The sequence below is a fragment of the Acidovorax sp. GW835-FHT14G06 genome (assembly GCF_058793595.1).
In genome coordinates, this window is sequence record NZ_JBXAGA010000005.1 from 53618 (window position 1) to 66179 (window position 12562).

Sequence of the window (12562 nt, forward strand, 5' to 3'; positions counted from 1 at the left end):
GCGTGCCTGGCATTGCTTGCGCAATGCACAGCTTGTTTTGGTAAAACAAACTTCTCATACGCGGCCTCCGCGCATGAGCAGCTTGTTTTCGTAATCCACCCTGAGCACCACGGCCAGCGCCACCAGGTTCATCAAGATCGCCGACCCCCCAAAGCTCATCAACGGCAGCGTGAGCCCCTTGGTTGGCAGCGCGCCCAGGTTCACACCCATGTTGATGAAGGCCTGAAAACCGATCCAGATCGCCACACCTTGCGCCACCAGCCCCGCGAACACGCGGTCCAGCGCAATGGCCTGGCGGCCGATGTGCATGATGCGGCGGGTCATCCACAAGAACAGCACGATGAGCGTGACCACGCCCACCAGGCCAAACTCCTCGCCGATTACGGCGAGCAAAAAGTCGGTGTGCGCCTCGGGCAGCCAGTGCAGCTTCTCCACACTGCCACCCAGCCCCACGCCAAACACCTCGCCGCGGCCGATGGCGATCAGCGAGTGCGAGAGCTGATAGCCCTTGCCCAGCGCGTGCTGTTCGCTGAAAGGGTCAAGGTACGCAAACACCCGCTCGCGGCGCCAGGGCGAACTGGCAATCATCAGTGCGAAGGCTCCCACCAGCACCCCGGCGATCAGGAAGAACATGCGGGCGTTCACGCCGCCCAGGAACAGGATGCCCATGGCGATCACGGCCACCACCATGAAGGCGCCCATGTCGGGCTCGGCCAGCAGCAGCACACCGACGATGGCCACCGCAGCGCCCATGGGCAGCACGGCGCGGAAGAAGCGTTCCTTCACCTCCATCTTGCGCACCATGTAGTCGGCGGCATAGATCAGCACCGCAAACTTCGCGACCTCGGACGGCTGAAAGCCCACCGGCCCGATGGACAGCCAGCGGCGTGCGCCATTGACGACCTTGCCCACGCCGGGGATCAACACCGCCACCAGCATGAGCAGCGCCACGATGAACAACCAGGGTGCCACCCGCTCCCACAGCGCCATGGGCACCTGAAAAGCCAGCAGCGCCGCCACAAAGCCCACCACCAGGTACATCATGTGGCGGGTCAGGAAATGGGTGGACGCATAGTTGGCAAAGCGCGGGTTGTCCGGCATGGCAATCGACGCCGAATACACCATCACCAACCCCCACGCCAGCAGTGCCACCACCACCCAGAGCAAGGCCTGGTCAAAGCCCAGCACGCTCGCGGGCGTGCTGGACGACTGCCGGTACTCGGTGCCGCCCACGCGCACGGGCAACACGTCGGCCGCCTTGCCAGGCAGGCCACCGAACCAGCCGGTCACGCGTTGCAACAGGGTGCTGGCGGGTGCCGTCATTGCATGCCCTCCGCCGACTGGCCCGCATCGTCGGCCATCGCCCGCACGGTCTCGCAAAAGACCTGGGCGCGGTGCTCATAGTCCTTGAACATGTCGAAACTGGCGCAGGCGGGCGACATCAGCACCGCATCGCCAGAATGGGCGCGCTGCGCGGCCAGTGCAACGGCCTCAGGCAAAGTGTCCGCATCGAGCAACGGCACGCCAGCGTCCTGGAGCGCAGCGCGGATCAGCGGTGCGTCGCGGCCAATCAGCACCACCGCACGTGCACAACGTGCGACGGGGGCTGCCAGGGGCGCAAAGTCCTGCCCCTTGCCTTCTCCGCCCAGAATGACCACCAAACGCCGCTCCGCGCCCAGCCCCACCAGCGCAGCCGCCGTGGCGCCCACGTTGGTGCCCTTGCTGTCGTCAAAATATTCCACGCCGTGGATGATGGCCACAGGCTCCACACGATGCGGCTCGCCCCGATACTCGCGCAAGCCGTAGAGCATGGGCGCCAGCGGGCAACCCGCCGCTGTGGCCAGCGCCAACGCCGCCAATGCATTGGTGGCGTTGTGGCGCCCCCGGATGCGCAGTGCATCCGCCGGCATGAGCCGCTGGATGTGCAGGTCTTCCTCGACCTCGTTACGGCCGCGCTTGCGGGTTTCGTCCGCGTCCATGGCGCGCACCAGCCAGGGCATGCCGCTCACCACCTCAATGCCAAAGTCGCCCGGACGCCGGGGCATATCGCCACCAAACGTGATGTGAGTGCGCACTTGCGGCTTTTGCAGCTTGACCTTGACGGGTGGCGGAAGCATCGCCATCACGCCCGGGTCTTCGCGGTTCAGGATCATCAAGCCCGCCTGCCCGAAGATGTGCGCCTTGGCAGCGGCGTAGGCTTCGATGCTGCCGTGCCAGTCCAGATGGTCCTGCGTGATGTTGAGCACCGTGGCGGCCGTGGGCTCAAAGCCCATGACGCCATCGAGCTGAAAGCTCGACAGCTCCAGCACCCACACGTCGGGCAAGGTGTCTGCATCCAGGTGTTCTGCCAGCGTGTCGAGCAGGGTCGGACCGATGTTGCCGGCCACGGCCACGCGTTTGCCTGAGCGCTCCACCAGCTGGCCAGTGAGCGAGGTCACGGTGGTCTTGCCGTTGGTCCCGGTGATGGCCAGCACGGCCGGGGCATACGCGTGCGAACTGCGCAACGCTGCCAGGGCTATGGCATACAGGCTCAACTCGCCACCAGCGCAAATGTTGTTTGCACGAGCCGCTACCAAAACAGGAGCAACTGCCTCGGGGCTCAGTCCTGGCGAACGATAGACCGCCTGCAGGTTCTGCCCTTGCACCAGGCTGGCATCGAATGCGCCCGACACAAACCGCACCTGGGGCAGCTCCTGCTGCAATGCGGGCAGTTGCGGCGGCGCGGCGCGTGTATCGGCCACGGTGACCTGCGCGCCGCAGCGCACGCACCAGCGTGCCATCGCCATGCCTGAGGCACCCAGGCCCAGGATCAGGATGTTCTGGTCTTGCAGCAGGTTCACGACGCCGTCGCGCGCCGGACCTGCAGGTATGTCGGGGGTCACGGACTCGTCGGCCTCTGCGGTGTCAGTAATGTCCGCACTGTCAGCAGGTCCTGAATCGGGTGCGGCCACCTCGGCAAAGATCTGCGCCACAAAGTCTGCCGCAGCCTTGGCGGCGGAGACGGCGGGCACCGCCTCGGGGTTCCAGGCGGTACTGGTGCTTTTAGCTGCAGGCGCGCCTGGTGCTCCCTCAGTGCCCTCCGCTGCCGACATGACTTCTGGCACTTCGCTGCCTGATGCCGCAACGTCTTGCGCCGGATTCACTTCAGGCGCCAGAGGCGCAGCATCCTGCGCTTCAGGAGGGACCTCTGGAGCACCGTCAGCATCCACCCCAGCCCCTGCCAACGGGGGCATGACCTCGGGCGTACCGAGGGGGTCAGGGACAAGAGGATCGTTCGGGTTCATCGCAGTTTCAGCGTGGACAGGCCAATCAGGCACAGCAGCATGGTGATGATCCAGAAGCGGACAACCACCTGCGTTTCTTTCCAGCCGCTCTTTTCAAAGTGGTGGTGCAGGGGCGCCATCTTGAGCAGGCGACGGCCTTCTCCGTAGCGCTTCTTGGTGTACTTGAACCAGGTGACCTGCAGCATCACCGACAGAGCCTCGACCACAAAGATGCCGCCCATGATGGCCAACACAATCTCCTGGCGCACGATGATGGCGATGGTGCCCAGGGCTCCGCCCAGCGCGAGCGCGCCCACGTCGCCCATGAAGACCTGGGCGGGGTGCGCGTTGAACCAGAGGAAAGCCAGGCCCGCGCCCGCCATGGCTGCGCAGAAGATCAGCAACTCGCCCGAGCCCGGAATGTGCGGGAAGAACAGGTACTTGGAATACACCGAGCTGCCGGTGACGTAGGCAAACACGCCCAGGGCCGAGCCCACCATCACCACGGGCATGATGGCCAGGCCGTCCAGGCCATCGGTCAGGTTCACCGCATTGCTGGAGCCCACGATCACCAGATAAGTCAGGATCACGAAGCCCAGGACACCCAGCGGGTAGCTCACTTCCTTGAAGAAGGGCAACTGCAACCCCGCCTTGGGTGGCAGGTCGAGCGAGAAGCCCGACTGGACCCAGCCCACAAACAGCTCCCACACCTTGGCGTTGGAGCTTTCGGAAATGCTGAACACCAGGTACAGCGCGGCCATGAGGCCGATCACCGACTGCCAGAAATACTTCTCGCGCGAGCGCATGCCCTCGGGGTCCTTATGGACCACCTTGCGCCAGTCATCCACCCAGCCGATGGCGCCAAAGCCCAGCGTGACGATCAACACGATCCACACAAAGCGGTTGGACAGGTCGAACCACAGCAATGTGGAAATGGCGATCGACAACAGGATCAACACACCGCCCATGGTGGGCGTGCCACTCTTGGACAGGTGCGACTGCATCGCATAGCCCCGGATGGGCTGGCCGATCTTGAGCGAGGTGAGCACGCGGATCACCTTGGGGCCGGCCACCAGTCCGATGAGCAGCGCCGTCATGGCGGCCATCACCGCGCGGAACGTGAGGTACTGGAACACCCGAAAGAAGCCGAACTCGGGCGACAGGCCCTGCAGCCATTGCGACAGCATCAGCAGCATGTGGCACCTCCGGCGTGGGCAGGCACCGCGCGGTCGATTTCAATGCGTTGCGCCATGGTGTCCCTCCCGTGGATTGATCGGCTTTTGTTGTTGTTCTGGGGGCAGTGCGGCGGCCGCAATGGCCTCGACCACCTGTTCCGTCTTCATGAATCGCGATCCCTTGACCAGCACGCTGCCCACCGTGGGCAATGCGCTGCGCACAGCATCCAGCAGCGCTGCCATCTCGTTGAAATGCAGGGCCCCTTCGCCATAGGCCGACGCGGCGTGCACCGACTGCGCTCCGAGCGCAAACAGCCTGGGGATACCGGCAGCACGCGCCAGCGCACCGGCTTCAGCGTGGAACTGAGGCCCTTGATCACCGACCTCGCCCATATCGCCCATGACCAGCAACTGCGGCCCCGGCAACTCGGCCAGAACCTGGATGGCGGCATGCATGGAGTCAGGGTTGGCGTTGTACGTATCGTCCACCACCGTGACCTCGCGGCCTGCCACCGACACGCTGAACGCACGCGAGCGCCCCTTGACCGGCATGAAATCGCGCAGGCCCTGGGCAATGGCGGCCAGAGGCGCACCCGCTGCCAGCGTGCAGGCCGTGGCCGCCAGTGCGTTGGTGACGTTGTGGCGGCCTGCGATGTGCAGGCGGGTCGTGATCTCGCCGCGTGGTGTGGCCAGGGTGACCGCCCAGGCGCCGCGCTCCCACGTGGCCTGCGCACAGCGAACATCGCCGCCATCACCAAAGGTCACCGTGCGGCGGTCGGGCCGCTCCATGGCCCGCGACTGCCACAGGCCCGTATAGGTATCCCCTGCCGGGAACACGGCCACGCCATCGGCGGGCAGGCTGTCAAACACCGAACCGTTTTCGCGGGCAACAGCCTCGACGGTGTGCATGAACTCCAGATGCTCGCGCTGCGCGTTGTTGACCAAGGCCACCGTGGGCTGGGCCATGGCAGCCAGCGTGGCGATCTCGCCGGGGTGATTCATGCCCATCTCGATCACGGCGGCGCGGTGGCTGGCGCGCAGGCGCATCAGCATCAGCGGCACACCGATGTCGTTGTTGAAATTGCCCTGCGTGGCAAACGCAGCCTCGCCCTGCCAGGCACGCAGGATGGACGCGATCATCTGCGTCACCGTGGTCTTGCCATTACTACCCGTCACGCCGATCAGCGGCAGGTGGAACTGCGCGCGCCAGCCGGTGGCCAGTGCGCCCAGCGCAGCCAGACTGTCAGGCACTTCGATGCCGGGCGAACCGGCTGCCTCCAGGCCTCCGTGTGCAATGGCCGCCGCAGCTCCGCCTGCGCGGGCGTCCGCAAGGAAGGCATTGGCGTCAAAACGCTCGCCTTTGAGCGCCACAAACAGATCGCCCGGCTGCAGGGTGCGCGTGTCGGTGTGCACACGCGCCAGCGGGGTGGCGCCATCACCCACCAGGCGGGCGGCGGGAATACGCGGCTGCAGAAGCGCCCAGGCTTGCTGCAGCGTCATGACGGGTGCAATGGTGTTCATGCCCATGTGTGGGCTCCTCGTGCCTGCAGCGCAGCTTGCGCGTGGGCCATGTCGGAGAACGGCACGCGCACGCCTGCCGTCTCCTGGGTGTCTTCGTGGCCCTTGCCCGCAATCAGCACCACGTCGGCGGGCGCTGCTTCGGCAATGGCCTGGGCGATGGCGGCCGCACGGTCGGGCTCGGCGCGCACCGTGCCGCCGGCAATCGTGCCCTGCAGGATCTGGTGCAGGATGGCTGCGGGGTCTTCGCTGCGGGGGTTGTCGCTGGTCACCAGCACTTGGTCGGCCTGCTGCTGGGCCACCGCGCCCATCAGCGGGCGCTTGCCCGCGTCGCGGTCGCCGCCGCAGCCAAACACGCACCACAGCCGCCCGCCGCGCTCGGCAGCCAGGGGGCGCAGGGCTTGCAAGGCCTTGTCCAAAGCGTCGGGGGTGTGGGCGTAGTCCACGGCCACCAGGGGTTGACCCGCCGACACCAACCGCTGCATGCGGCCCGGCACGGGCTGCAGGCTGGCGCAAGCGCGCACGGCGCGGTCCAGCGGCACGCCCAGGCTGCGCAGCGTGGCCAGCACCCCCAGCAGGTTCAGCACGTTGTACTGGCCGATCACGCGGGTTTGCAGCAGATGGCGATCAGCGCCCTCGACCACAGTGAAACGCAGGCCCTGGTCACCCAGGGCGATGTCCTGTGCAGCCAGGCGCGCAGGCCCCCGGGCCGAGACGCTCCACAGATCCAGCGCACCGCCCTTCAGCTCGCCATGCAATTGGGCGCCTGCAGGGTCGTCCACATTGATGATGGCAGCCTGCAGGCCCGGCCAGTCGAACAGCGCCCGCTTGGCTAGCCAGTAATCGGCCATGCTGCCGTGGTAGTCCAGGTGGTCCTGCGTGAAGTTGGTGAAGATGGCCGCGTGGATGTGCGTGCCGTCGAGCCGGGCCTCGGCCAATCCAATCGACGAGGCCTCGATGGCGCAGGCACCGAGGCCCTGCGCCGCAAACTGGGCAAACGCACGCTGCAGGCGCACCGGGTCGGGCGTGGTCATGCCGGTGGAGGCCAGCGCCGGAGGCACTCCCATACCCAAAGTGCCCACCAGCGCACATTGATCTTGCCCTGATGGCTCCTCATTCGATAGCAAATTCAGAGCGCCTGCGAGCCACCATGCCGTGCTGGTCTTGCCGTTGGTTCCCGTCACCGCCAGCACCTTCAGCTGCTGCGTGGGCTGCGCAAACCATTCCGCCGCGATGGGCCCGGTGGCTGCCTTGAGGCCCTGCAGCGCGGCCATGTGGTCGCCCGCAAAAGCGAAGGCCTCGACCCCCGCCTGCTCCACAAGGCAGGCCGTGGCGCCGCGCACCATGGCGTCGGCCACATGTGCGCGGCCGTCAGTGGCAGCACCGGGCCAGGCGATGAAGCCATCGCCGGGCGTGATCTGGCGGCTGTCGGTGTGCAGGGTGCCGGTCACACGCGAGCGCAGCCATTGCACCGCGTCGCTGGCGGACTGCAGGGTGTGGAGGGGCGAATGCGTCACAGCGACTCCTCCACCGCATTGGCCACGATTTGCGGCTTGACGGCCATGTCGGGCTGCACGCCCATCATGCGCAGCGTCTGCTGCACCACCTCGCTGAACACGGGTGCGGCCACGGCACCGCCGTAGAACACGCCGTTGCTGGGCTCGTCGATCATCACGGCCACGATGATGCGGGGCTTGTCGATGGGCGCCATGCCAGTGAACCACGCGCGGTACTTGCCCGAAGCGTAGTTCTTTCCCACCTGCTTGCGCGCCGTGCCCGACTTGCCACCCACCGAGTAACCCACGGTCTGCGCCTTCTGGCCCGTGCCGCCAGGGCCTGCAGCCATCTGCAGCATCTTGCGCACCTGGTCGGCCGTGCGCTCCGAAAACACGGGCACGCCCACGGCGGGCTCGGCCGTCTTGAGCATGGTGGCGGGAATCACCCGGCCGCCATTTGCAAACACCGTGTACGAGCGCGCCATCTGGAACAGGCTGGCCGACAGGCCGTAGCCATACGACATGGTGGCCTGCTCCACCGGGCGCCAGCTCTTGTAGGGGCGCAGGCGGCCCGTCACCACGCCCGGGAAGTGCAATTGGGGCTTCTGACCAAAACCGGCGGCCGAGAAGGTCTCCCACATCTCGCGCGCGGGCATCTGCATGGCCAGCTTGGTGGTGCCCACGTTGCTGGACTTCTGGATCACGCCTTCGACCGTGAGCACGCCGTAGTTGTGCGTGTCCGAGATCGTGGAGCCGGTGATGGTGATGCGTCCGGGGTTGGTATCCACCACGGTCTCGGGGCGCACACGGCCCGTCTCCAGCGCCAGGCCAATGGTGAACGGCTTCATGGTCGAGCCGGGCTCGAAAACGTCGGTGAGCGCGCGGTTGCGCAGTTGCTCGCCAGTCAGGTTCTGGCGCTTGTCGGGCACGTAGCTCGGGTAGTTGGCCAGCGCCAGCAGTTCACCCGTGTGGGCATCGAGCACCACCACGCTGCCTGCCTTGGCCTTGTGCGCGGCGACCTGGTCGCGCAGCTTCTGGTAGGCAAAAAACTGCACCTTGCTGTCGATGGACAACTGCATGTCCTTGCCATCGACCGGGGGCACGGTTTCGCCCACGCTTTCCACCACGCGGCCCAGCCGGTCCTTGATCACGCGGCGCGATCCAGGTTTGCCCGCCAGCTCCTTGTCGAACGCCAGCTCCATGCCTTCCTGGCCATGGTCTTCCACATTGGTAAAGCCCACCACGTGTGCTGCGGCCTCGCCCTCGGGGTACTGGCGCTTGTATTCCTTGCGCTGGTAGATGCCCTTGATGTCCAGGGCCGCAATCTGCTGGCCCACATCCCAGTCCAGCTGGCGCTTGATCCAGACAAAGGTCTTGTCCTCATCCGCCAGCTTCTTCAGCAGGTCGGCCTGCGGCATGTCCAGCAGTTTGGCCAGTTGCTTGAGCTTGGCACGCACTTCGGGCTTGTCCTGGTCCACGTCCTCAGGGATGGCCCAGATGCTCGCAGCCGGCACGCTGGACGCGAGGATCAGTCCGTTGCGGTCCACGATCTTGCCGCGGTTGGCGGGCAGCTCCAGCGTGCGCGCAAACCGCACCTCGCCCTGACGCTGGAAGAACGCATTGCCAAACACCTGCACATAGGCAGCACGCCCGGCCAGCCCCAGGAAGCCCAGCCCAATCACCGCCACGATGAACTTGCTGCGCCAGACCGGCGTCTTGCTGGCCAGCAGAGGGCTGGAGGTGTAGAGCACGCTGCGGCTCATGGCTGCTCCCCTGCCGGTTGAGACGCAGTCGCAGCCGCGGTCGCCGCAGCAGCGACGCCCCGTGGGTCGGACACATACTGCGTGATGGCTGGCGTGGCAGTGCGCATGTTCAGCTGCGCCCGCGCAATCTTCTCCACACGCAGCGGCGTGGCCTGGGCGCGCTTTTCTACCTGCAGTCGCTGGTGCTCCGTTTCCAGGCGGCGGGCCTCGGCTACGGCGCGGTCCAGCTCGGTGAACAGGCGGCGCGATTCGTACTGGGTGTGCACCAGATAGATCGCGCTGGCCAGCACTGCCAGCAACAGGACCACGTTGAGCCGAGTCATGTCAGACGACCGCCGTGCGCTCGGCCACGCGCATGATGGCGCTGCGCGAGCGCGGGTTGGCCTCGACCTCGGCCGCACTGGGCTTGATGCGGTCGAGCGCAACGAGTCTCATGGCCTGCGGCGCGGCAAACGGTGCGCGGCGGTCGTACACCTCCTTGGAGTGTTTGGCGATGAACTGCTTGACGATGCGGTCTTCGAGCGAATGGAAGCTGATGACCACCAGCCGCCCACCGGGCTGCAGCACCGAGAGGCTGGCCTCTAGCGCCTGTTGCAGCTCTTCAAGCTCGGCGTTGATGAAAATCCGAAGAGCTTGAAATGTGCGCGTTGCAGGGTTCTGGCCCGGCTCGCGGGTTTTGACCGCGCCAGCCACGAGGTCGGCCAATTCTGCGGTGGTTGCAAGAGGACCCCGTTCTTCGCGCCGAGCAACAATCGCCTTTGCAATGGGGCCAGCAAACCGTTCTTCACCGTAGTCACGTATCACCTCCGCAATCTGACCGACTTCGGCCGTGGCCAACCAATCGGCCACGCTTTCGCCGCGCGTGGTATCCATGCGCATGTCCAGCGGACCGTCAAAACGGAAACTGAAGCCCCGCTCGGGGCTGTCGATCTGGGGCGAGCTCACGCCCAGGTCCATCAACACGCCCGCAGCGCTGGCGGGCGGCAGCTCGGCCAGATGGCGAAAACCTTCGTGCCGAATGGAAAAACGCGCATCGGTGATGCGCGTTGCTTCGGCGATGGCTTCGGGGTCCTTGTCAAAGGCCACCAGGCGCCCCTGGGGGCCCAGCCGGAGCAGGATGAGGCGGGAGTGCCCACCGCGCCCGAAGGTCGCATCGATCCAGGTGCCGGAAGGCTCCGGGCCTGCGCCGCCGAGGAGAGAGTCCACGGCCTCGTTCAGCAGGACGGTGGTGTGTTGCAAGGGGGATGTCACAGCGCGCCTTAAAAGGAGAAGTCCTTGAAGACATCCGGCATCTCGCCCTGCATGGCCTTGGCTTCCTGCTCGTCGTAGGTGGCCTTGTCCCAGAGTTCGAAATGGTTGCCCATGCCCAGCAGCATGGTGTCTTTGGAAATACCGGCGGCTTCGCGCAGCTCGGGGGAGATCAGCACACGGCCGGTGGCGTCCATGTCCACATCCATGGCATTGCCCAGGAAGATGCGCTTCCACCACTGGGCGGACATGGGCAGCTGGGCAATGCGCTCGCGGAACTTCTCCCATTCAGGACGGGGAAAGACCATGAGGCAGCCGTGCGGGTGCTTGGTGATAGTGAGCTGACCGGATGCCGTGGCCGCGAGGACGTCACGATGCCGGGTCGGCACGGACAGCCGACCCTTCGCATCGAGACTCAGCGACGAGGCACCTTGAAACACGGACAGATTCCCAGTTCGGTTTTGCGCCTCGCAAGCCCAGAAACGGACTTTGAGGGCACTTTTCACCACTTAATTGCACTTTTTTGCACTGTAGCAGGAAAAGCACACCGAACAAGGGGGTTGTCCCACAAACTTTTCAATGAAATCAACGACTTAGATGCGTTTTTTCAGACGCCAGAATGCCAAAAGTCGTTGAAAAAGAAGCACTTAGAGATGCCTATGAAAGTGACCTCTCAAGGCCTGACCGAGTGGTCACAGGATGTAGCGCGACAGGTCCTCGTCCTGGCTCAGGGTCTGCAGGCGGGTATCGACGTAGGCGGCGTCGATGGTGATGGTCTGGCCGGCCAGGCGGGTGGCGTCAAAGCTCACCTCGTCCAGCAGGCGCTCCATCACCGTGGACAGGCGGCGCGCGCCGATGTTCTCGGTGCGTTCGTTCACCTCGAAGGCGATGTGCGCGAGGCGTGTGATGCCGTCAGGCGCGAATTCCAGCGTGACACCCTCAGTCGCCAGTAGCGCCTGGTACTGCTTGACCAGCGACGCATGGGTCTGCGTGAGGATGGCTTCAAAGTCCTTGACCGACAGCGAATCCAGCTCCACCCGGATGGGGAAACGCCCCTGCAGCTCCGGGATCAGGTCGCTGGGCTTGGACAGGTGGAACGCCCCCGAGGCGATGAACAGGATGTGGTCCGTCTTGATCATGCCGTACTTGGTGGACACGGTGGTGCCCTCCACCAGCGGCAGCAGGTCGCGCTGCACGCCTTGGCGCGACACGTCGGCGCCACTGCTTTCCTGCCGCGCGGCCACCTTGTCGATCTCGTCGATGAAGACGATGCCGTTCTGCTCGGCGTTGGCCACTGCGCGGGTCTTGATTTCCTCTTCGTTGACCAGCTTGGCCGCCTCTTCATCGGCGATGAGCTTCAGGGCCTCGGCGATCTTGAGCTTGCGGGTCTTGCGCTTGTCCTGCCCCAGCTGGCTGAACATGCCGCGCAACTGCTCGGTCATTTCCTCCATTCCCTGGGGGCCCATGATTTCGAGCTGAGGGCGGCCTTCAGCCACGTCGATCTCGATCTCCTTGTCATCCAGTGCACCTTCGCGCAGCTTCTTGCGAAAGACCTGGCGGGCCGTGTTGTCAGCGGCGGGTTCGCTGCCTGCCGCTGCGCGGGCCGGGGGGATCAGCACGTCCAGGATGCGTTCCTCGGCGGCATCTTCGGCGCGGGTGCGCACCTTCTTCATCTCGGCCTCGCGCGTCTGCTTCACAGCCATCTCGGCCAGGTCGCGGATGATGGAATCCACGTCCTTGCCCACGTAGCCCACTTCGGTGAACTTGGTGGCCTCGACCTTGATGAAGGGTGCATCGGCCAGCTTGGCCAGACGGCGTGCAATCTCGGTCTTGCCCACGCCGGTGGGGCCGATCATGAGGATGTTCTTGGGCGTGATCTCCTGGCGCAGGCTGCCTTCCACCTGCTGGCGGCGCCAGCGGTTGCGCAGAGCGATGGCCACGGCACGCTTGGCGCTGGCCTGGCCCACGATGTGGTGGTCCAGCTCGGAGACGATTTCCTGGGGGGTCATGGACGACATACAGGTCTTCCTGGTATCAAATGGGGCTGAAGCGCCAGTGCATCATGCACTAGCAGCTATAAAAATCAGAGCATTCAACCC

At 65.3% G+C, this 12562-nt stretch carries 10 protein-coding genes; all 10 read right to left on the bottom strand.

Features of this window, described 5'->3' with window-relative positions; all coding sequences use genetic code 11:
* Positions 1-54 precede the first annotated feature (54 nt).
* The 10 genes from ftsW to hslU all read right to left on the bottom strand — a co-directional run bounded on the left by ftsW (position 55) and on the right by hslU (position 12481).
* Positions 55-1323, bottom strand: a complete 1269-nt coding sequence (gene ftsW, locus AC1Q64_RS09670) for a putative lipid II flippase FtsW (RefSeq protein ID WP_291436337.1) — start codon at positions 1321-1323, stop codon at positions 55-57.
* Positions 1320-3284 (bottom strand): UDP-N-acetylmuramoyl-L-alanine--D-glutamate ligase, encoded by a 1965-nt coding sequence (gene murD, locus AC1Q64_RS09675; protein WP_492251172.1) that lies wholly within the window; start codon positions 3282-3284, stop codon positions 1320-1322. Before murD ends, ftsW begins: the two co-directional genes overlap by 4 nt.
* The gene (gene mraY / locus AC1Q64_RS09680) at positions 3281-4459 is read right to left on the bottom strand and encodes a phospho-N-acetylmuramoyl-pentapeptide-transferase (protein WP_291436333.1); all 1179 of its coding nucleotides are present in this window, start codon (positions 4457-4459) and stop codon (positions 3281-3283) included. The genes murD and mraY overlap by 4 nt, the downstream gene beginning before the upstream one ends.
* 39 nt (positions 4460-4498) lie before the next feature.
* Complete coding sequence (locus AC1Q64_RS09685) at positions 4499-5965, bottom strand: UDP-N-acetylmuramoyl-tripeptide--D-alanyl-D-alanine ligase (RefSeq protein WP_492251173.1); 1467 nt, start codon at positions 5963-5965, stop codon at positions 4499-4501.
* Positions 5956-7473 carry a UDP-N-acetylmuramoyl-L-alanyl-D-glutamate--2,6-diaminopimelate ligase gene (locus AC1Q64_RS09690; protein WP_492251174.1) on the bottom strand — a complete coding sequence of 506 codons (1518 nt, stop codon included), beginning with the start codon at positions 7471-7473 and terminating at the stop codon, positions 5956-5958. The genes AC1Q64_RS09685 and AC1Q64_RS09690 overlap by 10 nt, the downstream gene beginning before the upstream one ends.
* Entirely contained in the window at positions 7470-9215 is a 1746-nt protein-coding gene (locus AC1Q64_RS09695) for a peptidoglycan D,D-transpeptidase FtsI family protein (protein WP_116748936.1), read from the bottom strand. The genes AC1Q64_RS09690 and AC1Q64_RS09695 overlap by 4 nt, the downstream gene beginning before the upstream one ends.
* Positions 9212-9538, bottom strand: coding sequence for a cell division protein FtsL (ftsL, locus tag AC1Q64_RS09700; RefSeq protein WP_291436325.1), 327 nt, complete (start codon positions 9536-9538; stop codon positions 9212-9214). Before ftsL ends, AC1Q64_RS09695 begins: the two co-directional genes overlap by 4 nt.
* Before the next feature lies 1 nt (position 9539).
* Entirely contained in the window at positions 9540-10466 is a 927-nt protein-coding gene (gene rsmH / locus AC1Q64_RS09705) for a 16S rRNA (cytosine(1402)-N(4))-methyltransferase RsmH (RefSeq protein ID WP_291436323.1), read from the bottom strand.
* Positions 10467-10474: 8 nt separating this feature from the next.
* Complete coding sequence (gene mraZ, locus AC1Q64_RS09710) at positions 10475-10903, bottom strand: division/cell wall cluster transcriptional repressor MraZ (protein ID WP_015012546.1); 429 nt, start codon at positions 10901-10903, stop codon at positions 10475-10477.
* Positions 10904-11155: 252 nt separating this feature from the next.
* Positions 11156-12481 (bottom strand): ATP-dependent protease ATPase subunit HslU, encoded by a 1326-nt coding sequence (hslU, locus tag AC1Q64_RS09715; RefSeq protein ID WP_492251175.1) that lies wholly within the window; start codon positions 12479-12481, stop codon positions 11156-11158.
* Positions 12482-12562: the final 81 nt, after the last annotated feature.